This window comes from Bradyrhizobium sp. 31Argb (assembly GCF_043638955.1).
Taxonomy (GTDB): Bacteria; Pseudomonadota; Alphaproteobacteria; order Rhizobiales; family Xanthobacteraceae; genus Bradyrhizobium.
Genome location: NZ_JBEGDB010000051.1, coordinates 13,952 through 39,115, shown reverse-complemented (window position 1 = coordinate 39,115; position 25,164 = coordinate 13,952). Strand labels below are relative to the sequence as shown.

At 62.3% G+C, this 25,164-nt stretch carries 26 protein-coding genes and 1 tRNA gene; 13 read left to right on the top strand and 14 right to left on the bottom strand.

Annotated features, from left to right (window positions below; all coding sequences use genetic code 11):
* Positions 1–119: 119 nt before the first annotated feature.
* Both AAFX91_RS13115 and AAFX91_RS13110 read right to left on the bottom strand, forming a co-directional pair.
* Positions 120–1,439: a Rieske 2Fe-2S domain-containing protein gene (locus tag AAFX91_RS13115; protein ID WP_394566770.1), complete on the bottom strand. Its 1,320-nt coding sequence runs from the start codon at positions 1,437–1,439 to the stop codon at positions 120–122.
* Positions 1,440–1,478: 39 nt separating this feature from the next.
* Positions 1,479–1,790 carry a hypothetical protein gene (locus AAFX91_RS13110; RefSeq protein ID WP_130577760.1) on the bottom strand — a complete coding sequence of 104 codons (312 nt, stop codon included), beginning with the start codon at positions 1,788–1,790 and terminating at the stop codon, positions 1,479–1,481.
* 242 nt (positions 1,791–2,032) lie between these two features.
* Between AAFX91_RS13110 and AAFX91_RS13105 the strand changes: the two genes are divergently transcribed.
* The gene (locus tag AAFX91_RS13105; protein WP_394566769.1) at positions 2,033–2,515 is read left to right on the top strand and encodes a MarR family winged helix-turn-helix transcriptional regulator; all 483 of its coding nucleotides are present in this window, start codon (positions 2,033–2,035) and stop codon (positions 2,513–2,515) included.
* Positions 2,516–2,546: 31 nt separating this feature from the next.
* Here the strand turns inward: AAFX91_RS13105 and AAFX91_RS13100 are convergent, their stop codons facing one another.
* The 4 genes from AAFX91_RS13100 to AAFX91_RS13085 are packed head-to-tail and all read right to left on the bottom strand — an operon-like array spanning position 2,547 to position 7,624.
* On the bottom strand, positions 2,547–3,734 hold the full coding sequence (locus AAFX91_RS13100) for a CaiB/BaiF CoA transferase family protein (protein WP_394566768.1): 1,188 nt from the start codon (positions 3,732–3,734) through the stop codon (positions 2,547–2,549).
* A 15-nt stretch (positions 3,735–3,749) separates the two neighbouring features.
* A complete protein-coding gene (locus AAFX91_RS13095; RefSeq protein WP_394566766.1) occupies positions 3,750–5,990 on the bottom strand; it encodes an acyl-CoA dehydrogenase family protein in 2,241 nt (746 codons plus the stop codon).
* A gap of 7 nt (positions 5,991–5,997) precedes the next feature.
* A complete protein-coding gene (locus AAFX91_RS13090) occupies positions 5,998–6,807 on the bottom strand; it encodes an enoyl-CoA hydratase/isomerase family protein (protein ID WP_394566765.1) in 810 nt (269 codons plus the stop codon).
* A gap of 55 nt (positions 6,808–6,862) precedes the next feature.
* Complete coding sequence (locus tag AAFX91_RS13085; RefSeq protein WP_394566763.1) at positions 6,863–7,624, bottom strand: FadR/GntR family transcriptional regulator; 762 nt, start codon at positions 7,622–7,624, stop codon at positions 6,863–6,865.
* Between the two features lie 186 nt (positions 7,625–7,810).
* Here AAFX91_RS13085 and AAFX91_RS13080 point away from each other — a divergent pair, with 186 nt between their 5' ends.
* Both AAFX91_RS13080 and AAFX91_RS13075 read left to right on the top strand, forming a co-directional pair.
* The gene (locus tag AAFX91_RS13080; RefSeq protein WP_394566762.1) at positions 7,811–8,950 is read left to right on the top strand and encodes an acyl-CoA dehydrogenase family protein; all 1,140 of its coding nucleotides are present in this window, start codon (positions 7,811–7,813) and stop codon (positions 8,948–8,950) included.
* Positions 8,951–8,986: 36 nt separating this feature from the next.
* Entirely contained in the window at positions 8,987–10,204 is a 1,218-nt protein-coding gene (locus tag AAFX91_RS13075; protein ID WP_394566761.1) for an ABC transporter substrate-binding protein, read from the top strand.
* Positions 10,205–10,312: 108 nt separating this feature from the next.
* Here AAFX91_RS13075 and AAFX91_RS13070 read toward each other — a convergent pair whose 3' ends face one another.
* The 6 genes from AAFX91_RS13070 to AAFX91_RS13045 all read right to left on the bottom strand — a co-directional run bounded on the left by AAFX91_RS13070 (position 10,313) and on the right by AAFX91_RS13045 (position 16,285).
* The gene (locus AAFX91_RS13070; protein WP_394566760.1) at positions 10,313–11,542 is read right to left on the bottom strand and encodes an ABC transporter substrate-binding protein; all 1,230 of its coding nucleotides are present in this window, start codon (positions 11,540–11,542) and stop codon (positions 10,313–10,315) included.
* A gap of 81 nt (positions 11,543–11,623) precedes the next feature.
* A complete protein-coding gene (locus AAFX91_RS13065; RefSeq protein ID WP_394566758.1) occupies positions 11,624–12,403 on the bottom strand; it encodes a 2-keto-4-pentenoate hydratase in 780 nt (259 codons plus the stop codon).
* Positions 12,400–13,209: an alpha/beta fold hydrolase gene (locus tag AAFX91_RS13060; protein WP_394566757.1), complete on the bottom strand. Its 810-nt coding sequence runs from the start codon at positions 13,207–13,209 to the stop codon at positions 12,400–12,402. The genes AAFX91_RS13065 and AAFX91_RS13060 overlap by 4 nt, the downstream gene beginning before the upstream one ends.
* Positions 13,210–13,240: 31 nt before the next feature.
* Positions 13,241–14,758, bottom strand: a complete 1,518-nt coding sequence (locus AAFX91_RS13055; RefSeq protein ID WP_394566755.1) for an AMP-binding protein — start codon at positions 14,756–14,758, stop codon at positions 13,241–13,243.
* A complete protein-coding gene (locus tag AAFX91_RS13050) occupies positions 14,755–15,237 on the bottom strand; it encodes a hypothetical protein (RefSeq protein WP_394566754.1) in 483 nt (160 codons plus the stop codon). Before AAFX91_RS13050 ends, AAFX91_RS13055 begins: the two co-directional genes overlap by 4 nt.
* Before the next feature lie 4 nt (positions 15,238–15,241).
* Positions 15,242–16,285, bottom strand: coding sequence for an amidohydrolase family protein (locus tag AAFX91_RS13045; RefSeq protein ID WP_394566752.1), 1,044 nt, complete (start codon positions 16,283–16,285; stop codon positions 15,242–15,244).
* Between the two features lie 161 nt (positions 16,286–16,446).
* Between AAFX91_RS13045 and AAFX91_RS13040 the strand changes: the two genes are divergently transcribed.
* From AAFX91_RS13040 to AAFX91_RS13000, 9 genes are all read left to right on the top strand, one after another.
* Positions 16,447–17,658 (top strand): NAD(P)/FAD-dependent oxidoreductase, encoded by a 1,212-nt coding sequence (locus AAFX91_RS13040; protein ID WP_165421021.1) that lies wholly within the window; start codon positions 16,447–16,449, stop codon positions 17,656–17,658.
* 23 nt (positions 17,659–17,681) lie between these two features.
* Positions 17,682–18,977 (top strand): Rieske 2Fe-2S domain-containing protein, encoded by a 1,296-nt coding sequence (locus AAFX91_RS13035; protein ID WP_130577747.1) that lies wholly within the window; start codon positions 17,682–17,684, stop codon positions 18,975–18,977.
* 12 nt (positions 18,978–18,989) lie between these two features.
* A complete protein-coding gene (locus AAFX91_RS13030; protein WP_394566751.1) occupies positions 18,990–19,475 on the top strand; it encodes an aromatic-ring-hydroxylating dioxygenase subunit beta in 486 nt (161 codons plus the stop codon).
* Between the two features lie 12 nt (positions 19,476–19,487).
* A complete protein-coding gene (locus tag AAFX91_RS13025; RefSeq protein ID WP_394566750.1) occupies positions 19,488–20,243 on the top strand; it encodes an SDR family NAD(P)-dependent oxidoreductase in 756 nt (251 codons plus the stop codon).
* Between the two features lie 8 nt (positions 20,244–20,251).
* Entirely contained in the window at positions 20,252–20,722 is a 471-nt protein-coding gene (locus tag AAFX91_RS13020; RefSeq protein WP_394566749.1) for a Rieske 2Fe-2S domain-containing protein, read from the top strand.
* Positions 20,719–21,303, top strand: a complete 585-nt coding sequence (locus AAFX91_RS13015) for a TetR/AcrR family transcriptional regulator (RefSeq protein WP_394566748.1) — start codon at positions 20,719–20,721, stop codon at positions 21,301–21,303. Before AAFX91_RS13020 ends, AAFX91_RS13015 begins: the two co-directional genes overlap by 4 nt.
* Positions 21,304–21,305: 2 nt before the next feature.
* The gene (locus AAFX91_RS13010; RefSeq protein WP_394566772.1) at positions 21,306–22,187 is read left to right on the top strand and encodes a VOC family protein; all 882 of its coding nucleotides are present in this window, start codon (positions 21,306–21,308) and stop codon (positions 22,185–22,187) included.
* 22 nt (positions 22,188–22,209) lie between these two features.
* A complete protein-coding gene (locus AAFX91_RS13005; RefSeq protein ID WP_394566747.1) occupies positions 22,210–23,058 on the top strand; it encodes a VOC family protein in 849 nt (282 codons plus the stop codon).
* Between the two features lie 417 nt (positions 23,059–23,475).
* Positions 23,476–23,916: a hypothetical protein gene (locus AAFX91_RS13000; RefSeq protein WP_394566745.1), complete on the top strand. Its 441-nt coding sequence runs from the start codon at positions 23,476–23,478 to the stop codon at positions 23,914–23,916.
* Positions 23,917–23,940: 24 nt separating this feature from the next.
* Here AAFX91_RS13000 and AAFX91_RS12995 read toward each other — a convergent pair.
* Together AAFX91_RS12995 and AAFX91_RS12990 are read right to left on the bottom strand one after the other, a co-directional pair.
* Positions 23,941–24,025, bottom strand: a tRNA-Leu gene (locus AAFX91_RS12995).
* Positions 24,026–24,124: 99 nt separating this feature from the next.
* Positions 24,125–24,367: a FliM/FliN family flagellar motor switch protein gene (locus AAFX91_RS12990; protein ID WP_028164002.1), complete on the bottom strand. Its 243-nt coding sequence runs from the start codon at positions 24,365–24,367 to the stop codon at positions 24,125–24,127.
* 60 nt (positions 24,368–24,427) lie between these two features.
* Here AAFX91_RS12990 and lipB point away from each other — a divergent pair, with 60 nt between their 5' ends.
* On the top strand, positions 24,428–25,153 hold the full coding sequence (lipB, locus tag AAFX91_RS12985) for a lipoyl(octanoyl) transferase LipB (protein ID WP_394566744.1): 726 nt from the start codon (positions 24,428–24,430) through the stop codon (positions 25,151–25,153).
* Positions 25,154–25,164: the final 11 nt, after the last annotated feature.

The following is a 25,164-nucleotide window of genomic DNA, read 5'->3' as shown; positions in this document are numbered from 1 at the left end:
CGTGCTGATCGATAGCGCTCTACCACCGCCGCCGTGAGCTCGCGCCGCGCACCCATGCTGATCCGTCCTGCCATCGGCGACACCGATCCGATTCGGTATCGCCGCCCCAATCCTGACGGTCAGTTCTCCGGTAACATCCTTGGTGAGGCAATGCGACGCATGAACGGCGCGCCGACATCCGCCCAGGAGTCCTCTGGCGGAAGCTGCAGGGATACCGCGCGCACCATGAACACATCCGGATCGGTCACGCCCTTTGGCTTGATGCCATGATCGCGATAGGCGCCGAGCGCTTCGAGCAGGAAGCGCCGCGTCATCGCAATGCCGGTGTCGCTGGAGCAGAGGTTCTCCTTGGTGCGGTCGTAGATCGGCGAAACACCGCTTTGACAAGCGCCGTCCTGCACCCACAGCCCGGGCAGCCCCGAGAACCAGGTGGTCTGCTGCGCCTCGTAGTCGAACTGGAAGCCGTTTTGCGGATTGTATTTGGTCCAGTATCCGGCGTAGGGAACGGTGACGGGGTGCTGGACCAGCGCATGGCGACTGGCGTGCCCGCTCTCCCGGCCGTTGTGCCCCTCCGCGAAAATCTGACGGGTCTTCGGCAGCAATGGCTCCGAGGGGTGATACGAGAACATGATGCAGAGCGTGTTCTCGTCATCGATCGGGACCCAGGCATGACCGCTCAGATCCGGAAACGGAGACAGCGGTGGAACGAGCGTATAGAACGGCATCACGAACTGATTGACGCGCCAGTACAGCGTGTTGGCGTCGTAGTTCCGGCGGGCGGCGATGCTCATTCCGAAATCCTGCTTGATGCATTCGAACGTCGGACGGAGATCGCGCTTCTGAATCCATGCGCTGGTGGTGCCCTGCGAATCGAGCCGGCCATGGAGCAACGGCGCGTGAGCTGAATCGATCTCGCCTTCGAGCGCCTGCAGCCAATTGCATTCCTGGACCCGCACCGAGATGTGCACCTGGTCCGCCGGCACCAGATTCCACTCCACGTTCGGAAGCTGCGGAGGATTCGCAGCATCTGGACCCATATAGGTCCAAAGCATTCCGTTCCGCTCCCGACAGGGATAGGCCTTGATCCGCACGCGCTCTTTCAGCCGGCTGCGAACCGGCTCGGCCGGCATGTCCGTTGCCGCCCCCGTCACATCGAACTTCCAGCCGTGATAGACGCACCGCAATCCGCAATCTTCATTGCGGCCGAACATCAGCGGCGCGCCGCGATGCGGGCATGCATGATCGACCAATCCGACGCGGCCCTCGGTGTCGCGGAAGGCGACCAGATCTTCGCCCAAGAGCCGGATGCGCTTCGGCTGACCGTCCTTCACCAGATCGGCGGATGGCAGAAACGGAATCCAATACAGCCGGAACAGCTCTCCAAGGGGCGTGCCCTTTCCGACCCTCACCAGCCTTTCATTGTCTTCGTGCGACAGCATGAGCTTCCTCCGTTCAATTCAACGATTCGTCCCGAGGCGCTATTTGGCCGCGCGTTCGAGGAGAGCAGCGATGCGTGGCGACACGCCCAGATCGCGGGCAGTCCAGAGCGGATCGGATGCGGCAAGCGGCTTTCGGGGAACAGGAGGCTCACTGCCCGCCTCCACCAGGCTCACGATCTGTTCGACCCGTCGTCGTTCGAGCTCCTTGAGCGTGTCCTCGACGACAACTCCTTCCGCGATGCAGCCGGGCAGCTCCGGATAAGCGAGCCGCAGAAGCCACTTGCCTGGCTCGGTTTCGACGGCTTCAGCCTCAAGGAGATACGGGATCGACAAAAACTGGCGCAGATCCAAAACCACCCTCCCTGCGCGAACCTTGATCCGTTCGCGTCTAGATTTGGTACGTATACGTACTATATCGATTCTCATCTTGCAAGGGCCGATGTGGCCTTTGGGACCGGCGTTTCGGATCGGGCCTGCTCTCGGCACCCAGCCCAAGGGTTGAGGACGGAACACCAAGCTGCTAACGGCTATGCCGATTTGGGGTCAGATGGACTACAGCGCAGGTCGACAACGGCATGTCAGCCGACAAGGCAATGAAGACGGATTTGGCCGCGGAGCTCGCGCGCAATTGGCAGCTCGAAGGCGGCATCGGCTTTCTTCTTCGGCTGCTCGAAGCCCGCTACGACGTCCTCTATCAGAAGGTGACGCGCCAGAGTGACATCACCCCCCGACAGTTCGGCGTACTCATGGCGCTGTATCAACGCGGCCCGCTCACGCCGTCGATCCTCGCGGAACACATCAGTTGCGACCGGAATACGCTGAGCGAAATGCTCAAGAGAATGACGGCGCGAATGCTGATCTCGAAGAAGAGCAATGCGGAAGACCGGCGATCCGTGCAGGTTCAGATCACCGCCAAGGGAGAGACGGCCCTCTTCAGCGTCGTTCCCGCTGCTGCTGAACTGCAGGACCTGATGCTGGCACCGTTGCGCAAGGAAGATCGCGCGCATTTTCTGAAATGCATGCTGGCGATCGCAAAGGCGACGCCATCGGGCTCTTCCGGATCATCCGAGGATTGAATTCTTCTGCAGTATTGCTGACGCGGGCGAACTATTTTCCGAACGCTCCTACGTCCGCCAGGCTGGCGATTTCCGCGGATGACAATCCCAGCGCCCGTGACAGCACCTCGTCGCGGTGCGCGCCGACCGCCGACACCTCGCGCCGCATCGAGCAGTCCGCTCCCGACATCCTCCAAGGCGGATTGACCCCGAAAAATTCGCCTGCGCCATCCGCAATCGTCGCAAAGGCGCCGCGCTGCGAAAGATGCGGGTCGGTCAGCGCCGCGCCGGGATCGCGATATTCGGCGCAGGGAACGCCGGCGCGATCGAGCGACGCGATGCATTCTCGCACCGTGTGGAGCTCGGTCCACCTCTCGATCTGCTGCATCATTGCGCCCCAGTTCGCGCCACGCGCCGGCACAGTGTTGAAGCGGGCATCCTCGGCCAAGGCGCGGTCTCCCGTCACCTCGCAAAGGGCGGCGAAATTGCGCGATGTCACCGGCGCGATCAGGATATCACCATCGCTGGCCCGCACCGGACCATAGGTCGGCCGCGGCGCATGCACCGGGAACTGCGCCTCCTGCAGCTCGTAGACGAGCAGGTTCAGCATGCAATCCATCAGCGCGACGTCGATCCGTTGCCCCACTCCAGTGCGCGATCGCTGCACGAGCGCAGTCTGGATCGCCGAATAGCCGAAGATGCCTCCCAACAGATCGGCCACGAACACGGCACCCGCTGCGGGACGGTCGCGATCGCCCGCATATCGCATCAGCGCACGGTCGAACCCGCTTTCGGCGTGAACGATCATGGCATAGGCCGCTCGCTCCGCCGCCGGACCAGACTGGCCATAGCCGGAGATCGAGCAATAGATCAAACGCGGATTGATCTCGCGCAGCGCCTCATAGCCAAGTCCCAGCCGATCCATGACGCCGGGACGGAAATTTTCCACGACGATATCGGTCTGCTCGACCAGCCTGTGGACGAGGCTGATCGCTTCACTGTTCTTCAGGTCGAGTGCCAGGCTCCGCTTTCCGGCATTGAGCTGGCCGAAATAGGCGCTGTGGCCGTCGCGCAGGGGTGCGCGCAGCCGCATGTCGTCGCCCTCCGGCGGCTCGATCTTGATCACTTCCGCGCCGACATCCGCGAGCAGCCGCGCACAATAGGGACCAGCCAGCATGATCGAGAAATCGAGCACCCTGACGCCATTGAGGGGCGCCGTCGCGACGTCTGGCTGCGGCATGCGATCACTCCCTATCTATCTCGGCAACCCAAGCGCCCGCTGCGCAATCAGGCTGCGCTGAATTTCGTTGGTTCCAATGCTGATCACCCACATCAGCGAATGACGCAGGTTCTGCTCGAAGCGGCCATTGTCGATTGCATCAGGCATCTGCTCGGAAAGCGCGGCGCGCTGGCCTAGAATGTCGAGCGCGGTTTCGCCGAAGCGCTCCATCAGCTCGCTGGAAAACACCTTGCTGATCGCGCCATATTCCGGCGGGGTGATGCCATCGGCCGCCAATTCCGCGCAATGCATCATCAACTGACGGCCGACCTCGATTTTAGACGCGAGTACGGCCATTCTGTCGCGGACGATCGGGTCATTGGCGAGCGGCGGCCTGTCGGCTTCTGCCGCCATGATATGCCGGCGCAATTGTTCGAAGGCGTGGGCGACCTTCAGGACGATGCCGCCGCCGACCAGACCGCGCTCGAAAGCGAGCGCCCCGGTCAGCACCTTCCAGCCGCCATCGACCTCACCGACGAGGTTGTCAAGCGGAATACGGACGTTGTCGTAGAAGATATTGGCAAAGGAGCCGTCATACATGGTCGTCGCCGGATGAATGGAGATGCCCGGCGTATTCATCGGCACGATGAACATGCTGATGCCCGCATGCGGCGGCTTGGCGTCCCTGTCCGTGCGCGCAGCCAGGAACATGTATTTGCCCCACCACGTCGTGGTCCAGATCTTCTGGCCGTTGATGACCCACTGATCGCCATCACGCTCCGCGCCGGTGCGCAGCGCGGCGAGATCGGAGCCTGCCTGGGGTTCGCTGTAGCCCATGCCGTGCATGGCTTCGCCGCGGAGAATCTCCGGCAGATATTTCTGCTGCTGCTCCGGCGTGCCGAACATCATCAGCGCGTTGGCTTGGATCGCAGCTCCAATCCGCGGCGCTTCGTCCCGCTCCATCGTCTCGATGAGGGCGATCTGCTCCAGCGGCGAGCGCCCCTGCCCGCCGAATTTGCTCGGCCATCCCAACCCGATCCAGCCGGTCTTGCCGACATCAAGCGCGAACTCGACATCGAACTCGCGCTTGGCAAATGGCTGCGCGTCGAAGGCGGCCTTGCGCTCGCTCGACCAATTCTCCTCCAACCATTGCCGGACCTGCTCGCGCAGCGCATTGCCGGCCGGACCAAGATCGTATTGCGGCAGTTCCGCACCACCATCATCTAGCAGGAAAGAGCCTATGCCGAGCCTCGCATGCGCCGCGCCGCCGAGCGCGATCGTATCGAGATGCACGCGCTTGAAGTGCAATGGCGCCTCGTGCTCCTCAGCATAGCCGATGGCGCCGAATGTATGCTGGGTCTCGAGCGAAACACGCCGCAGCGCCTCGGCGGAAAAAGATGCGGCGCAATCAGCGAAATACGGCCAATGACGATCGCCACGATCATGCAGTTCCCCTGCATGGTCGAGGATCAGGCGCACGCCTTCGAGCAGGATGAAGCAATTGGCCAGCTTGTGCTGGATCGCCTGGAACTGTCCGATCGGCCGCCCGAATTGCCGGCGCTCCTTTGCATAGTCGACCGCCAGTTCGAACGCGCGCCGGGCGGCACCGTGCGCCCGCGCCATCAGCGCCAGCTTGGCCTTGCGCAATAGGTCATGGACGGCAAGGAATTCGACTTCGATGATTTCAGCCGGCGCAGCGTTCAGCCGAACCTGGTGAAGGCTCCAGGCGCCCATCGCACGGGTTGGTTCAACGCCGACACCCGGGCCATCCATCGCAACAAGCGCAAGCGCCGATGGACTGATCGGCACAAGCAGATGCGTACAGCTTCCCGCCGCCTCGACAAACCGCAGCAGTCCGCTTGCCTTAATGTTCGTGACCTCGATGCTGCCCGCCGCGCGGTCCGGATCAAATGCCCCAAACGAGAACGCGATGCGCGCGGTGCCCGCATGTAGGCGCCTTAGCAAACCAACCGAAGCCTCGGACCTTGCTCCCGCGAGCGCCAAATTGGCGAGAGCCGCCGACCACATCGGCGCCGGGCACGCGGCGCGGCCCAGCTCCGCCATCACCACCAGGATCTCGCGCAGCCCTCCCATGTCGGGATCGCTGCCAAGCGACGCAACGCCCTGACCCACGAGCTTGCTCCAGATCGCTGCGATTTCTTGCGGAGACGGGCCACGCTTCATGGTGTCGACGCGCCAATGCTGGCCGAGAAACCCGCGCAGGGAATCCGCCAGCATCTTCCTGGTGTCGTCAGTCGGGCGCTCGGTCGCGCTCATGGCCGAGCTACGCCTGGCCGAATTTCGGCTTGCGCTTTTCCTTGAACGACATGGTCGCTTCCTTGTGGTCGGCCGTCTCAAACGTCACCTGCTCCAGGGCCATAGAGGCTTCGAGCAGCAAGTTGACGCGATCCTTGACGATCTGGTTGATCGACAGCTTGGTCCAGCGAATGGCCCAGGTCGGGCCGTTCGCAAGCTCCACGGCGATATCGCGGGCCCTGGCCAGCACCTCCGCGCGCGGCGCCACATGGTTGACCAGCCCGATCCTCTCGGCCTCCTTGCCGCTCAGGAGCGTGCCGCGGATCAGGAATTCCTTGGCCTTGTTGATCCCAACGAGCAGCGGCCAGATCACGGTGCCGCCGTCGCCCGCGACCAGGCCGACACGCGACACGTGCGTGTCGCCGATCCGCGCGTCATCGGCCATGACCGTTATGTCGCACAGGAGCGCGTGAGTCGCTGCAAGGCCGATGGCATCGCCGTTGATGGCGGCGATGATCGGCTTGTCGAGCTCAAGCTGGCGGGTGACCCCGCGCCGGCTGATCATGGGATCATGGACCTCGCCCTCTTCGAGGACGTCGCCGCCTGGCCGCTCGGACATCGCCTTCACGTCGCCACCGACGCTGAAGAAATCGCCGGCGCCGGTCAGCACCACGACATTGACGGCGTGATCATCGGCGAGGTCATCCCAGATCGTCCGCAGTTCGCGGATCAGCTTTTGATTGATCGAATTGCGCGCCTGCGGGCGGTTCAAGGTCACGGTCGCCACCTTGTTCGCAACCGCGATCTTCAGGCACTCGTAATTGGCGTATCTGGACACATTTTCCTCCGTTTATACTCTTGTTCAGGCGAGGCTGGTCGTCACATGCCGCCGCTCAACGGCGGATACCAGGCTGGACCTCCGCCAAGGCAACTTGAAGTGACATGGCGCCGGGATCCTGCTCCAGCATCCGCTGCACGGATTCGAGATGCGTGCGCATCAGGCGCGTGGCGGACGAGACATTGCGCTCGCGCAGCGCGGCCACAAACCGCCGGCGTTTCTCGGCGAGCCGGGCCATCGCGACGCCGCTCGACGCCACCTTGGCATAGACGAAGCGCATGTGAATCTCCGTGACCGAATCCATGATCATGGCGATCACCTTGTTTCCGGTCGCCGCGGCGAGCAGCTTGTAGAACTCCCGCGAGCACTCGACCCGGTCGAGCAGCCGGCCTTCGCGCGTGGCAAGTTCGGTGCGCTCCACATTCGCCTCAAGCGCGTCGAGATCGACCGCCCGCGCATTCGCACACGCCAGCCGTACGACGAGATCAAGTACATGGACGCGTGCTTCCGACAATTCGCGCACTGAAATCGTGCCAAGGCTCAGCATGTCTCGCATGACGTCGTTCATGCGGCTGGTATCGCCCTCGCGGATGAAGGCTCCTCCTTTGACGCCCTTCTGCAGCCGCAGCACGCCCGCCATCTCGAGGCTTCGCAGCGCCTCGCGCAGGACATTGCGGCTCACGCCGAGTTGCTGCGCCAGGTCGCGTTCGGCGGGAAGCTTGTCCCCGGGCTTGAGCACACCGAGCGCCAATTGCTCGCGAATACGCTCGCAGATTTCCTCGAACGCGCGACGGGTGTGGATCGGCCGGAATTGCAATGCAGCCGGCGACCCGGCTGCACGGTGATCGGGGGCACGTTCCCGCCGGCTGGGCGACGCCAACCGCGGTCGGGCCGAGTTACGAGGGCTTGACTTGGTGTTCATCGGGTGAATTATTAAATGGATCACTCATTCAATGGAAGCCCCTTTCTGGAGCTTCCTCACAAAAAAGCAGGCGGGAAACCCATGAGCTTCACCGAGGAGCAGATCGCGTTCCGCGACAACATCGGAAAAATGGTCGCCAGACACGTGGCGCCGATCGCCGCCGAGATCGACGAGTCTGATCGTTTCCCGCTCGAGATCGTGAAGCTGTTCGGCGAGATGGGGCTGATGCAGCTTTGGGTGCCGGAACAATATGGCGGACCGAACGGCAACCTGACGATGGCCTGCATCGCGCGCGAGGAAATCTCGAAGGTCTCGCCCGCCTGTGCCTCGATCGCAGCCCTCAATACCATGTTCATCATGCCGCTGCTCCATTTCGGCTCCGAGGAGCAACGCAAGAAATACCTGCCGATCATCGCCAAGGGCGGCGTCGTGACCGCGATCGCGATCTCCGAACCGCAGGCCGGCTCGGACGTCTCCGCGCTCAACACCCGCGCCAGGAAGGACGGCGACTGCTATATCCTCAACGGCCGCAAGCAGTGGTGCAGCTACGGCGTCGTCGCCGACTACATCGTGGTGATGGCGAGGACGAGCGACAGCTCAGGCGCGGACGGCATCAGCGCCTTCATCGTTGAGCCGAAGCAGATGCTGGGCATCTCGTTCGGGCGACACGAGCGAAAGCTGGGCTTTCACGGCGCTCCGAATACGCCGATCTTCTTCGACAATGTGCGGGTTCCCGCCGAGAATCTCGTCGGCGAGGAAGGCAAGGGTTTTCGCGCGTCAATGCGCGCACTCGATCTCAACCGCCCGACCATCGGCGCCCAATCTGTGGGATTGGCGCAGGGCGCGCTCGACGCCTGCATCGCCTATGCGAAGGAACGCAAGCAGTTCAAGCGATCGATCTCGGAATTCCAGGGCGTGCAGTTCATGCTTGCGGACATGGCCATGCAGATCGAGGCGGCGCGCGCGCTCGTCTACGAATGCGCACGTGCCGGCGATGAAGGCGACTGGAAGCGATTGAACCTGCTCGCCAGCATGGCGAAGTGCATCGGCAGCGACACGGCCATGAAGGTCACAACCGACGCCGTCCAGATCTTCGGCGGCTACGGCTACACCATGGATTACCCGGTCGAACGCATGATGCGCGACGCCAAGCTGACCCAGATCTTTGAAGGCACCAATCAGATCCAGCGCGTGGTGATCGCCCGCGAGCTGCTGCGATAACAAGAATGAAGAATCAAATACAACATGGAGGAAACGATGTTGACCTGGACCATCCACCGGATTTGGCCCGCCGCCGCCATATCCGGCCTGCTTGTCGCATCATCTGCTTACGCACAAAAGGCCTATAGCCCGGGAGCGAGCGACACCGAGATCAAGCTTGGCCAATCAACCCCGCTCAGCGGTCCCGCCTCTGCTTTCGGTGCCGGTGCAGGACGGGCGGTCGTCGGCTATTTTGAGATGCTGAACGCGCAAGGAGGGATCAACGGACGCAAGATCAGCTTCACGCAACTGGATAATGCCTACAGTGCGCCCAAGGCGGTCGAGCAGTCGCGCAAGCTCATAGAAGACGTCGGCGTGCTGGCCGAGGTCGGGACCATCGGAACGGCGCCGAATGTTGCGATCCAGAAATATCTCAACTCCAAACAGGTGCCGCAGCTTTTCATCACCGCCGGTGGACGCCGCTTCAACGATCCCAAGGCTTTCCCGTGGACCGTGCCGCTCTATCCCGATTTCGAGACGGAAGGCCGCGTCGTCGCCAAATATATCGCGAAGACAAGACCCGACGCCAAGATCGGCGTCCTGTATCAGAATGACGATTACGGAAAGGACTATCTCAAGGGCTTGCGGGCCGGGCTTGGCGAAAAGGCGGCGCAGATCGTCACGGCGGTTTCCTACGAACTCGCCGATCCGACGATCGATTCGCAAATCGTTCAGTTGAAAGCCGCCGGCATCGACACGCTGATCGAACAATCGTCCTCGAAGGCAGCCGCGCAATCGATACGGAAAGTCTACGAGCTTAAGTGGAATCCGCTCCACGTGATCGGTGGCTCGACGGCGTCGGTAGAGACCATCCTGAAGCCGGCAGGCCTCGAGGCATCAAAAGGACTGGTCACGACGCAGTTCCTCAAACAGCCCGGCGACCCGGCATGGGCCGATGACGAAGAGGTGAAGGCCTACAAGAGCTTCCTGAAGAAGTATGCGTCGTCGGCCAATCCGGATGACTACTCCGTCCTGGTCGCCTATATGAACGTGCATGCCGTGACGCTCGCCCTGAAGAAATGCGGCGATCAGTTGACGCGGGACAATCTCATTCGCCAGGCGACATCGCTCCATGGCGAACGGCTGCCGATGATGCTTCCGGGCATCTCGATCAGCATGCATCCCGACGACTACACACCGTTCAAGACGCTTCGGATCGCGATTTTCGACGGAGAGAGCTGGACACTGGCAGGCGATCCGCTGTCGGCTCAGTGATCCATCCGGGCGTTTGCAGCATTGCTCGCGAATGCAATTTCTCCATCAGAAAAAGGCGAGAGCGGCATTTGCCGCCCTCGCCCAGCCGTCCCGGAGATTCGTGAGGGTTCAGGACGCAATCGCACCGAGATCGATCATGTCGCCGACGGGAATCCAGTTCTCACCATCGAAGCGGCAAATCTGCAAGTTGTGGATGGCGCGATAGTCGGTTGGAGAATTTTCCACCTTGATGCCATCGAGGAAAAGCGGCGGCAGTTCGCCCTTGAGCGACGTCGCCTGCTTCAAGAGGTTTTCCCGCGTCAGATCGTTGCCGCAACGCTTGAGAACCTGCTCGATCATGTAGGCGTTGTTGTAGCCTGGCGTCGCCGTATTGTCGTCGATGCCGACCGAGGGCATGTATCTCTTCATGAAGTCGACATAGGCCTTCACCCTTGGCTTGTCCCGGTGTCTTGGATCGGTCACGACGATCTCCCACCATGCCGAGATCAAGCCCTTGGCGTTGTCCAGGCCGGCCGGGGCAAGCGTGCCTCCGATCGAGCTGCAATTCGAATTGACGACGTGCAGCGGCTTCCAGCCCATCGCCGCCACCTTCCGGATGCCTTGCGCGGCAAATTTGGAATAGGTCAACTGGACGAACACATCGGCACCGGTCGCCCTGCAATCGGCGACCTGATTGTCGATGGTGGGCTCGGTGATCTCGTGACTGACCTCCTTGACAATGGCGCTCGACTTGCCGCCCAGCCCCTTCTTCAGGCCACGAAGGAAGTCCTTGCCGAGATCGTCGTTGACATATTGGACGGCGATTTTGGCGTTCGGCTTTTCGTTGAGAATGAACGTGGCCAAGGCCGCGCCTTGCGCGACATAGATCGGATAGAACGGAACGATCCAGGGAAACTCCTTCGGATCGTTGAAACGCTCGGCGCCTGATGTCAGGAACAGGCTCGGCACCTTCTTCGCGTTCAGATATTTTTGTACGGCGGCATTGGTTGCCGTTCCAAGGAAACCGGCGATTGCGAAGACCTCCTCCGACTCCACGAGCTTGCGCGTCTGCTCGACGGCTTTCGGCGGCGAAAAGGCATTATCCAGCGAAACCAAGTTGATCTTCCGGCCGTTGATGCCGCCATTGTCGTTGACCATCTGAAAATAGGCCGTCTGTGCCTGTCCGTAGACGCCGTAGCCGGACGCCGGTCCGCTATAGGGCGCCGTGGTCCCGAGCTTGATTTCGGTGTCGGTCACACCAGGCCCGTAATTGTTTGCAGCGGCGCGCGACGCTCGACCGCACGTGAGTGCCGCAGCGCCGAGGCCGGCGATGGTTGTTCGCCGCGAGATCAATATCATTTCGGCTCCTCCCTTTCATCTTTGGCTATAAGTGGATGCTGCAACGGGCCTGCTGCTCTCCGGCAGCGTGAACCCGGTGAGCTAAACGAACGAAACGCTCACGGGCGAGAATCCTGAGATTTTTGCTTCGTAGAATTCGCCTGCGGAGACCGGCGACACGGGTCCCAGCGCGCCGGTCAGCACGACATCACCGCACCGCAACGGTTGGCCGGCTTTTGCCATGGTGCGAGCAAGCCAGAGCGCGGCGCGCAAGGGGTGGCCGAGACAGGCCGCGCCGCAGCCGACGGAGACGATCGCGCCGTTGCGCGTCATCGTCATGCCGCAGGCTTCCAGATCGACATCGGTCAGGCGACGCGGCGAGGCGCCGAGCACATAGCGGGCGCTCGAGCCGTTATCGGCCACCGTATCCAGGATCGTGATCTTCCAATCGCGGATCCGGCTGTCGACCACTTCGAGCGCGGAGACGACATAGGCCGTCGATCGCATCAATTCGCCGAGGGTGATGTCATCGTCAGCCAGATCCCGCTCCAGGACGAGCGCCACCTCCGCCTCGACACGCGGCTGGATCAGTTGCGCGACCTCGATCCGTTCGCCGGTCGGGATCTCCATGTCGGCAAACAGCGCGCCGTAGTCGGGCTGATCGACTCCAAGCTGCTGCTGGACGGCTTTGGACGTCAGGCCGATCTTGCGGCCCACGAGCCGGCGGCCGCCGGCGATCTCGCGACGGGTGACTTCGGCCTGAATCGCATAGGCCACCTCCACTCGCCCTTCGCCGATATCGCCCGCGATCGGCGCAATCGGGCGGCATGCCGCCTCCGCTTCCTGCAGGCGTGTCGCGATGTTCTCAACGATATTGCTCATGGCCGATCCAGGAAGTCAGCGACAAGCGCGTTGAATTCGTCGGCCTTCTCCCACTGCGCCCAGTGCCCGCATTTGGGAAAGACGTGAAGCTGTGCGTTCGGCATGGTCTTCAGCAGGATGAAGCTGGAATCGAGCGGCACCACCCGATCCTCGCGCCCCCAGATCAGAAGCGTGCGGTGCTTGAGCGCCGCGAGATTCTCACGCCAGATATCGAGCGGCGGCCGCTTGAAGATGTCGATGACATCGGGGCGGGTGGCGGCTTTGAGCCGCTCGGCGAGCAATTCTTCGGTGATCGAGGACTGGTCGAACACCAGGAGATCGATCACGCCCTTCAGCTTCTGCAAGGTCGGCCCCTCGCCGGCATGGAACATCGCCATCCGCCGCAGCCCTTCGGTCGGCATCGGCGAGAAGATCGCCTGGCTTCCGCCGGTCCCCATCAGCACCAGCCGGTTGACCCGTTCGGGCGCGCGCAAGGCCACCATCAGCGAAGTTGCGCCTCCGAGGGAATTGCCGACGAAGCTCGCCTTCTTGACGTCGATCGCGTCCATGAACGCGCGGGTGAAGTCACCCATCGCTTCGAAGATCGGGCCGTCCTTCAGCTTCCCTTCGGTCTCGCCAAATCCGGGAAGGTCGAACACGATCACGCGACGGCGCGCGGCGAGAGCCTCGACATTCTTGCGATAATTGCTCAGGCCGGAAGCGCACGGGCCTCCGCCATGGATGAGGATGGTGGGCTCTCCCTGCCCGACGTCATAGTAATGCGTGCGCGTCCCCGCGACATCGACATGCTTACCCTTCAGTTCCACTATTAATCTCCGACTTCGATGATGAATTCTGTCAGGCTTGCGCGTGCGCCTGCAGATAGGCGTCGCGCAGTTTCCGCTTGAAGATTTTTCCGCTCGCCTCGCGCGGCAGCGCATCATGAAACACGAACCGCTTCGGGATCTTGAACCGGGCGATATGGCGTTCCAGGAATGTCGCGATGGCTTCGGCCCCGAGCCGAATCCCGCCCTCGGCTTCGATGGCAGCGACCAGGCTTTCTCCGAACTCCTCGTCGGGTGCGCCGAACACCGCGCAGTCCCGTACGCCCGGACAGTTCACCAGGACATTCTCGATCTCTGCGGGATAGATATTGACCCCGCCGGAGATGACCATGTCGCGCTTGCGATCACAGATGAACAGATAGCCGTCGGCATCGACGTAGCCGACGTCGCCACAGGTCACGAGCCCGCCACGATCGATCTCGTCGCGTTGCTCCGGCCTGCCGTGATAGGTGAAATCGGCATAGGCTTCCGTGCGCAGGTAGATCTCCCCGATCTGTCCGGTGCCGAGCTCGCGGCCTTCGTCGTCGTAAATGCGCAGCGTCGTGCCCGGCATCGCCCTGCCGACGGTGCCCGGATGGGCAAGCCATTCGTGGGAGTTGCAGCCGACCGCTGGCCCGGTTTCGGTTGCGCCGTAGGTTTCGTGAATCACCGGCCCCCACCATTCGATCATGCGCCGCTTCACGTCAGGCGGGCATGCGGCACCGGTGTGGGTCGCCCAGCGAATGGAGGAAACGTCGTACCGCGATCGCACCTCGTCGCTGAGCCGGAGCAAGCGCACGAACATCGTCGGCACCATCGTGAGATGGGTGATGCGATGTTCCTCGATCGTCTTCAGCAAGTCTTCGGGATCGAAAGTGTGCTGCAGGACCACAAGGTCGGCATGCTGAAAGGCCTGCCTGGCGAATGCCCCGGGAGAGGCATGATATAGCGGGCCGCACACGAATGCGCGCATGCCTTCCTCGATGCCGTAGATCCGCCGCAGCAAGGCGGCATTCCTCTTGACCTGCTCCGCGTTCATCGGCGCACGGCGCACGCCTTTCGGCCGACCCGTGGTGCCGGAGGTGTAGATCATGGTCCCGCGTGGCGTGCGCGCCGGCCCCGACCATTCGGCAAAGCTGTCCCGATAGGGAGCCCAGGCACGGGCGCACGAAGGAGCATCCGACGCGGCCGCGACGCCGACGCCCGCAGGCGTCGCAAAGAACGTCGGCAGGTCCGCTGGAATTGCGGCCGCAACTCCCTGCAGCAGGCCGGCATGGCCGATCAGCGCATGCGGCGCGCAATCGGCGAGAATGTAGCGGATTTCGTCCGCGCTGCTGTGCCAGTTGAGCGGCACGACATAGGCCCCAAGCAGGGACGCGGCGTGCATGACTTCGAAATAGATCGGATCGTTCCGGATCAGCAGCGCGATCGCATCTCCTTCGTTGACGCCCGCTGCCGCAAGCGCCGATGCCGCGCGCTTGCCCTGCGCGAGCAGCGCGTCGCACGAAACACTGTGCGCGCCGATGATGATCGACCTGTCTCGTTTGCTCACTCCAGGCATATCACCGCCTCGGCGCGAGCGGAGGGCAGATAGACGTGGTCGAGCGCCTGGAAGTCCGCTTCCGACAAAGTGATCGACGTGGTGAATGTCAGCGGATCCATGTGGCCATTGAGCACATCGGGATAGTTCCAGCGCACAGTCGCCACCGTGCGGCTGCCGGCCTTGAGCTCCACGGTCAGCGGTGCCGCCGCGCTCGAGCCGTGCCCGCTCTGATAGCCGTCGCCGATACAGTAGATCTCCAGGGCGAATTCGTTGCGGCCCCGACGCTGAACGGCGATCTCCACGTCGAGCAGGCCGAACGCGACGTCATCGGGTTCGTCCTCGCTGTAGAAATACACATAGGAGATGCGCGCGTAGCGGCTGGCGCCAAGCGCAGCGTCGGATGGGACCTGCGCATCGCTGCGGCCGGGCGTCCGCGGCGGGACGGGACCGAGCAGACACATCTGCGGAAGCGACCTGCAGGCAATCATGACGCTAGGCCTGCTGTGACGCGACGGAGTGACGATCGCCAGTTGCTGCATGCTGGGTTTCCAGATCGAAGGCACGGCCAAGGAAAGCGAAGGCGTTGTCGGCGAGAACGCCCGGGCAATCCGGGAGCGCGGCGCGGGCAAATGCGCCGGGATGCTTTTGGCGAATGGTGAAGGGATAGTCGGAGCCGACCACGATGCGGTCCGATCCCACGACCGACGACATGAATTGAAGCGCGGGGGCGTCGTAGAGAATCGAGTCGTAGAAGAAGCCGCGCGCGATTTCCCTTGGCGATCGCGTCATCCGTTTCTGCATCTCCCCGCCGAGCGACCAGCCGTAATCGAGCCGCGGCAGGATCCAGGGCAGCGCGCCGCCGCCGTGGCTGAGCAGGATGCGGAGCTTGGGAAATTTCTCGAGAACGCCGGCCGCAAGTAGCGACACTGCGGCCAGCGCAGTCTCCAGCGGAAATGCCGCCGTCGCCGCGAATTCGGGCCCCGCCCCGATCCGCTCCAGCCCGGCCGGATGCAATGGATGAACGAAGATGCAGAGGTCGAGCGCCTCTGCGGCCTCATAGAGCGGATGGAGCACTTCGCTGCCGAGGGCGACGCCATCGACATGGCTTCCGATTTCGATGCCGGAAAGACCAAGCGCCTTGATGCGCTCTAGCTGCGCCAGCGCGCGCGGCACGTCCTGAACGCAGGCCATGCCGATTCCGGCGAAGCGGCGCGGAGCCTCGCTGACCATCACGGCGATGTGCTCGTTGATTGTATCCGCGAGGTGCTCGGCGTCATGAGCCGGCAACCAATGCGACAGAAGCTCCGGCATCGGGGAGAGCACCTGCATTGTGGTGCCATCCTCCTCCATGTCCGCCAGCCTGCGCCCGACGTCCCACGAGCGCGAGTCGATCTTTCGGAACACCTTTCCGCCAATCACCACCGCGGCCTTGTCGCCCGAAAGCTCCACGCTCGGCCACCGCCGATCGCGCGCGGCGTCAGCCGGGAGCCGTGCAGGCACGACATGCGTATGGGCATCCACCACTGGCAATGGCACCTTCCTTTCCTTCCCTGATCCCCGCGCTGCCGCGAACCGCTTTCGAGTTGCGCAGGATAATTCACTTTACAAACAGGAATGATTGTTTGTATTCTGGTTGTCAAGCGGCCGCGAGAGGAACGCTGCGAGCGGCAAAGAACCGCCCAAGGGGAGTGAAGGCATTGGATCTATCCCGGACACGCATCGTCATCGTGGGCGCAGGCCAGGCCGGGGCGCGCGCAGCCGAGGCGTTGCGGGCCGCCGGGCATCGCGGGCCGATCACCTTATTGGGCGAAGAACAACATCCGCCCTACGAACGGCCGCAGCTTTCGAAGGCCATGCTGATCAACGCGGACGAAGAACCGCGCTTCATCCGGAATTCGCAGGATTGGGCGGCGATCGACATCGAGCTGAGCACCTCCTCGCCGACCATTGCAATTGATGTGAACCGTCGAGCGATCGGGCTGTCGGACGGCCGCGAGATTTCATTCGATCGTCTGCTGCTAGCGACCGGCACGCGGCCGCGTCGATTGCGCGATCTCGAGAATTGCGGATTGCGCGTCTGCTACCTGCGCTGCATCGACGATGCGCGCGAACTCAGGCGCAATCTCACGCAGGGCACCAAGGTGGTGCTCGTGGGCGGCGGCGTGATCGGCCTCGAGGTCGCCTCTGCAGCCATCGCCCGCGGCTGCGAGGTCACTGTGCTGGAGAAGGCCGATCGGCTGTTACCACAGGTCGGCTCGCCAGCACTGAGCGGATATCTGAGGCGGCTGCACAGCGATCGCGGCGTTGCCATCTGCTGCAACGCGACCATCGTGGGCGCCACGGCCAAAGGAATCCAGTTGTCCGACGGAAGGATTGTTCCGGCCGATCTCATCGTCGTCGGCGTCGGCGTTGAGCCAGCGGCAGACCTCGCCCGCCAAGCGGGACTCGCGGTCGATCAAGGCATTCGTGTCGGTTCCTCCGGCATGACCGAGATCGACGGCGTCTACGCGGCCGGCGATGTCGCCGAGCAATGGAGCGACTGGCACGGGCGCTGGATGCGCGTGGAGAACTGGGCCAATGCGCAAAACCAGGCGATCGCGACGGCCAGGAACATGGCCGGCCAGGATGTCGGCTACGAGGCGCCGCCCTGGTTCTGGTCGGATCAGTTCGAGGCGAACATCCAGGTGATCGGCCATCCCGGCGGCGCCGACGAGATCGTGCGCGGCGACGTCGAGCGCGGACGCTTCACCACCATCAGCCTCCGCGACGGCGAAGTGGTCGGTGGCGTCACGGTGAGTTCGCCAAAAGACATGGCGCTGTTGCGAAGGCTTGCCGCTTCCCGGAAGCGGATCAATCCATCTGATATCGCCAATCCCGCTTTCGACTTGAAACAAGCTCTCGCTTCATGAAGAGCGCAGACGGAGGAAACGACATGCAGACCGACAACCGTCAACCGGCGATTCTGGTTGATCCCGCCCAGCAGATCTTCAAGGTTGCTCGCCGCAACTTCACCGATCCCGAGATCTTCAAGGCGGAGAAGGAGCTCGTGTTCGAGCGCTCGTGGCTCTACCTCGGCCATGCATCCGAGCTTCCCAAGCCCGGCGACTTCGTGAGCCGGACCGTCGCCGGCCGCAGCATCCTGTTCACGCGCGACAGCAAGGGAACGCTTCGCGCGCTCCTCAACACCTGCCCTCACCGCGGCGCGCAGGTCTGCCGCGAGCGGAAAGGCAATGCGAAATCGTTTCAGTGCTTCTACCACGGATGGGTGTTCGGAGCCGACGGCAAGCTGCGCAGCCAGCCCGGCGAGGAAGCCTATGCGGAAGGATTCAAGAATCGCGAATCCTCCAACATGCAGGCGGTTCCGCGCTTCGAGACCTACCGTGACTTCTGCTTCATCTCCTTCGACAGGAACATCGTCCTCCTCGTCGATTACCTCGCCGGCGCGAAGGAATATCTCGATCTCATCTGCGATCAGACCGACGCGGGCCTCTCGATCATTGCCGGCACCCAGGAATACTCGATCCGGGCCAACTGGAAGCTTCTCACCGAGAACAGCATCGATGGCTATCATGCGACCACCACGCATGCGAGTTACTTCGACTATCTGATGAATACGACGGATGGACTCGCCACCGGCATGGGCGGCGGCGGATATGGCTACGACCTCGACAACGGTCACGCCGTTCTCGAATACGGCGCGCCATGGGGCCGGCCGGTCGCGCAGTGGATTCCAGCGTGGGGCGATAGCGGAAAGCAGGAAATCACTCGCCTCTACGACAATCTGGTCCAGCGCTTCGGCAAGGAACGCGCCGACCGCATTGCCTGCAAGAACCGGAATCTCTTCATCTTCCCGAATCTCGTCGTCAACGACATCATGGCGCTGACCGTCCGCACCTACTTCCCGATGGCCGCCGACTACATGGTCATCAGCGCCTGGGCTTTGGGTCCGAACGACGAGACCTCATGGGCTCGCAAATATCGCCTGAACAACTTTCTCGAATTTCTCGGGCCCGGCGGCTTCGCGACGCCCGACGACGCCGAGGCGCTCGAACATTGCCAGCGCGGCTTCAATAACGCCAAAGAAGCGCAATGGAACGACATATCCAAGGGAATGGGCAAGGAGCGTCCCGCCTACAACGATGAGCTTCAGATGCGCGCGTTCTGGACCCGGTGGAACGCCATGATGTTCCCCGCTCCGGTCTCCAGCATCAAGAACGTCGCGGCCTGAAAGGAGATCGTCATGCGCGCAATCGAACGATCCGACGTGGAAGACTTCCTGTTCCACGAAGCAGACCTGCTCGATCAATGGCGACTGCCGGAATGGCTGGAGCTGTTCACCGATGATGCGACCTACGAGGTCCCCTGCACCGATCTTCCGCCCGACGCCTCGGCGGACAACAACCTCTTCTATATCGCGGACGACCGGTTCCGGTTGGGTGAGAGAGTGAAGCGCCTGATGAAACGGACCGCGCACGCCGAATTCCCGCACTCCAAGACCAGCCGCATCGTCGGCAACGTGCGTATCCGCGGGCGCAATGAAGACACCGTGGACGTCAGCGCGGTGTTCCAGACTTTCCGCACCAAGGATGGTACGACCGATCTCTACTTCGGCACCAGCAACTACCGCCTGAAGGTCGATGACAACAGGATAAGGATCGGCGAGAAACGTTGCCTGCTTGGGGGTGAAGGTCTGCGCCCCCATGGCCGGATTTCCATTGTGCTCTGAGAGACAGCTCCGATGGAAAAACGATTTGCCGAACAGGTTGTCGTGATCACCGGCGCCGCCAGCGGCATCGGCGCCGTGATCGCACAGCATTTTGCCAGAGAGGGTGCCAGGCTGGTCCTTTCGGACCTGGACGAGAAGGGGTTGACCACCACTGCCGACGGTCTCTCCTCGCTTTGTCGCGAGAAGCCGTTGATCCGAGGCGGCGATCTCTCGCAGGAAGATGTCGCTGGCCGATTGATCGGCGATGCCGTGAAGGCGTTCGGCACCATCGACGTCCTCGTGAACAATGCCGGCGGCGGCATCATCAAGCCGTTCCTGGAGCATACTCCGGAGACGCTGCGGACGACCATCGATCGCAATCTTTGGACAATGCTGTGGTGCACGTGGCACGCCGTGCCAGTGATGAAGGCGAAGCGCTACGGCCGGATCGTCAACATCGGCGCCGTCCGCAACGGGCTTTACGACCACGCTGCCTACAACGCGGCAAAAGGCGGCGTTCACGCCATCGCCACCGGACTGGCGCGCGAATTCGCGACCGACGAGATCACCGTCAATGTCGTTGCACCCTGCATCGTGAATACGCCCCAGGTGCAACGCGCGGCCGCCAAGGTGCCGCAGTCAATCCGGAAATTCATCGACGTCGTGCCGATGGGACGCCCCGGGGAGATGGACGAAGTGGCTTCCATGGTCTGCTATCTGGCCTCCAGGGAAGCTTCGTTCGTCACAGGCCAGGTCATCAGCGTGAACGGCGGAAGCACGATGCTATGAGTACGACGATGACCAAGGATGTGTTGATCGGAAGGCTCGACGAGTTCCCGCCGGGAGAGGTCCGCCAGGCGACGCTGCCGGATGGCACCAATATCGCCGTGTACAATGTGGATGGAGCAATCTATGCCACGGCCGATCTGTGTACCCATGGCGAGGCGTCGCTGTCGGAAGAGGGCATTCTGACGGGGAAAATCGTCGAGTGCCCGTGGCACTTCGGCACGTTCGACGTCACTAAATGGGCAGCCGACCGGCATGCCCTGCACGGTCGCGCTGAAGACCTTCCGGGTCAAACTGAGCGAAGAGGACGTTTATGTCGAATGCTGACAAGACGAAGCCAGAAGGGCGCGGAGGCCAGGCGTCCCTGCCCCGCACGGCGACGCGGCAACGGCTGCAATCGCGCCGAAACAGCTCCAGCGAACCGAAATACGCCCCCAAACGAACCCAGGCGGAGCGCAGCGAAGCGACGCAGACCCAATTGATCGAGGCGGCGGTGAAGCTTGTCCGCGCCAACGGGTTGCGCGGCCTGCGTACGGTTGAGGTGGCCGAACTCGCGGGCGTCTCCCGCGGCGCCCTGCTGCACCATTTCAAGAGCAAGCACGATCTTCTTGTCGCCGTCATCAGGCACGTCAACGAAGTCTCGCTGGTGGAGAGCGCCCGCCGGGCTCACCTCGCCCAGAACAGCGGAAACGATCCGATCGAAGGGATCATCAAGGACGCGCAGGATTTCTATTTCGGCGACTATTTCTTCATCGAGCTCGCGATCGCAATGAGCGCGGACAGCGACTCGCGCATTCTCAAGCGCGAGACATACAGGAACTCCCGCACCAGCCGGTTTTCGGTCGAGGCCGCCTGGCTCGAAGCGCTGATGTCGTCGGGCGTTCCCAAGCAACTCGCCAGCGATATCCTGTCGCTCACGCTGAGCGTGGTCCGCGGCTATTCCGTTCGAACCCTGATCGAAAAAGACCCTGAGCAGTTCAGTCGCCTTCTGAAAGTGTGGCGCGACATCGTCCGCCAACATCTCCAGACGGCGATGGCGAACGACCAGAAGAACCGTGGTTGAAAATGGACGCAAAGCAGCTCGCCCCTATCCCGTTGATCCAGCTCTGCTATGTGAGGCTTGCGGTACAGCACGGCGCAGCCGCCGCTGCCTTCGTGACCGACGTCCTGGGGCTTCAGCGCATTACTGATGACAAGGAGCAATTTCTGTTCCGGTCGGACGAGCGCTTCCACACGCTTTGCCTCGTGGAAGACGCTGACGGGTCGAGCATCGGCGTGGAGATTGCCTCGGCCGATGACCTCGATCGAGCAGCCGATGCCCTGCAGCGAGACGGATTCGAAGTTCGCGAGGCCTCCATAGAGGAATGCAGCCGGCGTTTTGTTCGGCGCGCGCTGATCGTGCGCGACGCGAGCGGCAATGAGATCGACCTTGTATCGCGCCCGGCGGTTAGCGGCCGGCGCTACTTTCCGAGCCGCGATGCGGGTGTCACCGGCTTGCAATGCGTGGGCCTTCGCAGCCGCGCGATCGAGGATGACCTGAAGCTGTGGACCACGATCCTGGGAGCCACGGTCAGCGATTGGGTCGGCGATATTGCCTATCTCAGCATCGACCGGAAGCATCACCGGATTGCGCTCTACCCTTCCGATCGGGCCGGACTGCTCGACGTCTGCTACGGAGTCGAAAGTCTCGATTCGATCATGCAGAATCACTACTTCGCGCAGGAGCGACAGATCAAGATCCTTCACGGCCCTGGCCGTGAGGCCGCGTCCGGTCAGATCTTCCTGCGATTTGCCGGACCGGAAGGACACGTCTTCTCGTACGGGCATGGGCTGGCCGACATCGATGCCCGGCACCGTGCGAGGCAGTTTGCGCCGGCAGCTTCCTCGCTATGCGAATGGGGAAGCGAATGCTCCGAGATTCCGGAGTTGCGGCAAGCCATCACCTGATCTCTGCAAAAGGAGCGCAACCATGATCCAGCTCAAGGATGTCACCTATGCGCGGCTGGGGGCCTCGAGCCTCGAGGAAGCCGAATCATTTGCGACCAGATGCCTTGGTCTTCAGGTAAGCGAGCGATCGCAGAACTCACTCTATCTGCGTTCGGACGATCGTGCGCATACGCTGTGCTACTTCGAAGGCGACCCGGCCGATCAGACCATCGGATTCGAGGTCGAGAACGAGAGCGAGTTGAACGAGGCCGCCACCACCCTGGACTCGCTTGGTCATCCGGTGCATGTCGGCGCAGCCGCCGAATGCTCGGCACGCAAGGTTCGCGCCTTCATCGGATTCAAGGATCCGAGCGGCAATCAGATCGAGCTTGTCGTTCGTCCGGAGCAGCATGGCCGCCGCTATTTTGCTGCACGGGACGCCGGCATCACCGGCTTCAGTCATGTCGGCTTGAATTCGACCAATCCGGTCCGCGACGAGAAGTTCTGGACGGAGGTCTGCAACGCGCGCGTCAGCGATCGCATCGGGGATATTGCGCTGATGCGCGTGAACGCGATCCACCACACCATCGCGCTTGCGCCGGCCAGAGGTCCCGGAATCCAGCACATCAACCATCAGGTGCAGAGCAACGACGACGTGCTGCGATCCTTTTATCACTTGTCCGAGCAACGGGTGCCGATCGTCTTCGGCCCTGGCCGTCACCCGACGTCCGGCGCGCGCTTCCTTTACTTCCAGGGCCCCGACGGCATGGTGTTCGAATATTCGGTTGGGGTGGACGAGATCGAGAACGAGGAAACGCATCGGCCGCGCCAGTTCGGATTCGAACCGACAAGTCTCTGCATGTGGGGATCGAAATCAAAGCGCGCGCGGTAGACGCGGCAAACGACACTCGGCAGGCAGCGTAGCGAGTCGGCGGTTCGAGTCAGGGAAGCGCTACAAGAGCTGCTCGTTCTCAGTTGGATCAACGGGGCTGCGCAAATGCGCGGTAAAGGAGTGACGCTTTCTAGCTCCGAGAACTAATGTCGCTCGTCAGCACTCACCTGTCACCCTACCCTCGGAATTTTGGTCGTTCAGGCGCACCAACCGGAGGCAGCGCGCGGCCCTACTTCAGAACGCCTGCACACCCTTGCTGTGATGAGATTTTTCTTGATCTCCCGGTGCACACGCCGCGTTCGAACCAATTGAAAAACTTAAACTCTCGTTCCAATCCATCATGGGGCCAATTTGGGCTAGTTACAGCCAAATAGAGCAATCAAGAAAGTCTGCTTGCCTCAACTCCGATCCGGCCCATTGCCGCTCAACGAAATCCTTGTCCCTCATCGCTCGCGAAATGCCTTCACCGGCAAGGTCGTGCGCGGTTGCGTTCTGCCAATGAAGAAGGAGGCATGGGCGGCCAAGTTCAAGAAATACGTGGTCCTGGCCGGCGTCAACGAGCCGAAGACGAGCTGCCATGGAGTGCGCAAAGCCCGCGCCGAAGTTGCTGCTTACGCCGACTGCACCGAGAGCCAGATGATGGCCATGTTCGGCTGGACCGATCCGAAAATGCCCGCGCACTACATCGCTCAGGCGAATCGAGAGAAGCTCGGCGTCAGTGGTATGGAAAAGATCATCGCGTTCGATCAGAGCCAGTCATTTGACGACTTTCTATGGGCACCTAAAGCGAACAACGTGCGAACGCCGCACGGGAACGGAGTGGTAACATTCCCGGGTAACACCCGGAAAAAAGCGTAAGGATTTCAAGGGAAAACGTGGGTATGGTGCGCTCGGAGGGACTCGAACCCCCACGATTTTACTCACTGCCACCTCAAGGCAGCGCGTCTACCAATTCCGCCACGAGCGCTTGGGATGCCGGAGGGAACCTAAAGGCCCGCCGCCGGATCGACGGCGCGGGATGTAACAAATCGGAAGGTGGGGGACAAGCCGGTAAGTGGCTAATCGACTATCTAACATCCGGGGATTTCGGCAGCATTTGCTTGACCTCGACCGCGATCCGGTTGCGGTCGACCAGCACCACGCCGCTGGCGATCGGCAGGTTGTTGGCGAGGATCTTGACCTCGTCGGCCTCGGTGGCATCCAGTTCGATGATGGCGCCGCGGGAAAGCCGCATGACCTGGTGGATGGGCATCGTGGTGGTGCCGAGCACCACCATGAGATCGACACTGACTTTATCGAGGGTAGGCACTTTTGAACCGCCAAACCGGGATTAGATTGTGGTTCCACCTGACCACGTGATGGTTAGCCAATGGTTAATGTCCGCCAAGACCTTGATTTGACGATTTTCGCGCAGCCAGACGGCGGCGAAGCCGTGGAATGGCGGATTTCGGATGCTCCGGTGCCCTACCCTGACGCCGTCGCCGCGATGGAATCACGCGTCGCCGACATCGCGGCCGGGAAAGCGCCCGAACTGGTCTGGCTCCTGGAGCATCCCCCGCTCTACACGTCTGGCACCAGCGGCAAGGCCGGCGACCTCCTGGAGGCGCGATTCCCGATATTCGAGAGCGGGCGCGGCGGGCAGATCACCTATCACGGCCCCGGCCAGCGGGTGGCCTATGTGATGCTGGACCTGAAGCGGCGCCGGCCGGATGTACGCGCCTATGTCGCCTCGCTGGAGGAATGGATCATCCGCACCCTTGGCGCCTTCAATGTCAGCGGCGAGCGCCGCGAGGATCGCGTCGGCGTCTGGGTCAGGCGGCCCGACAAGGGACCGGGATTCGAGGACAAGATCGCCGCCATCGGCGTGCGGCTGAAGCGCTGGGTATCCTTCCACGGCATCGCGATCAATGTCGAGCCGGATCTGGCGCATTTCTCCGCGATCGTGCCCTGCGGCGTGGTCGACCCGCGCTATGGCGTCACCTCCCTGGTCGACCTCGGCCTGCCGGTGACGCTCCCTGACGTCGACGTCGCGCTTCGTCAAGCCTTTGCTGAGGTGTTTGGCGCAGCCGAGACGCGGCTGCCAGAGACGACTTAGGGCCGCGTACG